Here is a 1,880-nt window from a genome sequence, read left to right on the forward strand (position 1 = left end):
ATGATCGGCGTCGACGAACCGAATGCACGACTCGAGCGCTTTCGTGGCGCCATACGTGACGGCCAGCTTTTGATCATGGCCGACGTGCCGGGATCGCGAGAACAGGAGATCGAGCAAATGGTCGCGCAGCATTTTCCGAAGGCCGATCTCGAAGGCGCGGAGCCCACGACACCGATCTTCCCCTGAGAAGCCGTCGAGACAAGGCCATCGGCGCCCCCCCGGCCACACCTGGACCAGGCGGTAGATGGGCAGAGGTCGTCGGTCGCGTCGTCGGCTATTGCGGCTAAACGTGACAGAAGCACAGCATTCGCAGGTGTCCGTTATAGGGCATGATTGGCGTCGGACTGGGAGGGCCAGAAAGGGACACTTCTTGACGTTGCCAAATGAGATGCCGAGGGTGGACCGAGGGTGGCGTATGCCGTCGACTTCGGGGCAAAGGCTCCGGCATGCCGCGACGCGGAACCGTACACTCGTAGGGAAGGGTTAGCGGGCGCGTGGTAATCGGCCGGCCATCAGAACCCCTTTCGCAAACCGGCTAAAAAATTCTTCCGCCAAACCCTTTTGCCCTTATGTATTATTTATGCGTCTTGCGAGGAAAGGTAACGTTTTCCCTTGACGAAAATGGAACATTAAAATGCCATCGCCGATTCCGCGAACATCACTGAGAGGAGTTGCGATGGTTCTATATCACCATGGCGCAGCAATTCAGCCCTGCGTCACGAAGCATGGCAAAGCCTTTGTAGCGCGTGCATCGATCTTGGCGGAAGACGGTGAAGCTACTTCACTCGGGAATCTCGGAGAGTTCGCGAGTCAGGAAGGCGCTTTCGCGTTTGCCGTGCGCAGTGCCACTGCATTCGTGGATGGCGAACCCCTGCCGCGCTCACCTTTTGAACTGGCTCAGGCCGCGTAGCAGCCGCGTAACGTCGCGGCAAGATCACGCCCCTCGCCGATGGCGCAGTGAATGCGGAAGTCGAACTCACCACCCTCGGGGGCGACAAGATCGTCGCCATCGTCACCGGGGGCTGTTGCTCTCGATAGCATGTGGATGCCCGCCGGCCGGGCTTAACTTCACTGCCGGGAATCTCTCCTTCATCGGAAAATGGGAGATGTCAATGAATGAAGAAGTCTTCAACCTCAGCATACGCAAGTTCTTAAAAATGGTTGGCGTCAATTCGCAGCGCGAGATCGAACACGCAGTAGCCAAGGCCCTTGCTGACGGCACCATCGCAGGCACAGAATCGTTTCCCGCAAAAGTAACGCTGGAAATTGCAGGGTTCAAGCTGAAAGTGGAGTTTGATGGCGAAATCACGCTCCAGTAAGGGCGAGATGACGTTTTCTGCACGGCAGCCGCGACGACTTTCGGCAACGGTTCGCAGCGGTTTCGGCGGCGTCAACCACGGCGGATCGCGGTCGCCAAAGGCAGGCACCGGCCACGAGGGGACGGTCACGACCGTTGCCCCAGGACATTTGAACGGCGGTTGACTTCCGAAACCAGCCGATTGACCCACTGTCGACCGATTTGCCGCAATGGTAGGCCGCTGCACCTCGGTCATGCGCACGAGCACCACGCACGGCACAACGGTCATGCCGTGCGACTTCGCTGCCGTGAGCTATCCATGGTCGGCAGGATTCGGTTCTCGCCGTCGACGAGGACCCGGTGCCCCCAATCGGGGCGATCTGCTTGGGAGAATGTGTACAGGCGTCGAGATCATATGGCAAGAGATCGCCGATGGCGCGCTGGACGATTGGCGTCGGACGAACAGGGCTTGGGCATTCACCTGGCTGTGCGGGCGGCGTGGACTGTGCAGAATCCCGACATCAGGAGGGATACGATGAGCCGACTGCGTTGTTGCGTTCCGGCCGCATGCGCCATGCTGGTG

At 59.4% G+C, this 1,880-nt stretch carries 2 protein-coding genes and 1 pseudogene; all 3 read left to right on the forward strand.

Translation table 11 applies throughout. The features are described from left to right. Positions 1-186, forward strand: a pseudogene (locus FVF58_RS50880) (DUF1269 domain-containing protein); the annotation flags it as partial. A gap of 490 nt (positions 187-676) precedes the next feature. Next, complete coding sequence (locus tag FVF58_RS50885; protein WP_149676970.1) at positions 677-910, forward strand: hypothetical protein; 234 nt, start codon at positions 677-679, stop codon at positions 908-910. Positions 911-1,112: 202 nt separating this feature from the next. Continuing rightward, positions 1,113-1,319 (forward strand): DUF6494 family protein, encoded by a 207-nt coding sequence (locus FVF58_RS50895; RefSeq protein WP_149676971.1) that lies wholly within the window; start codon positions 1,113-1,115, stop codon positions 1,317-1,319. The last annotated feature ends 561 nt before the right edge of the window (positions 1,320-1,880 follow it).

Source organism: Paraburkholderia panacisoli, assembly GCF_008369935.1.
In the GTDB taxonomy this organism is placed as follows: domain Bacteria; phylum Pseudomonadota; class Gammaproteobacteria; order Burkholderiales; family Burkholderiaceae; genus Paraburkholderia; species Paraburkholderia panacisoli.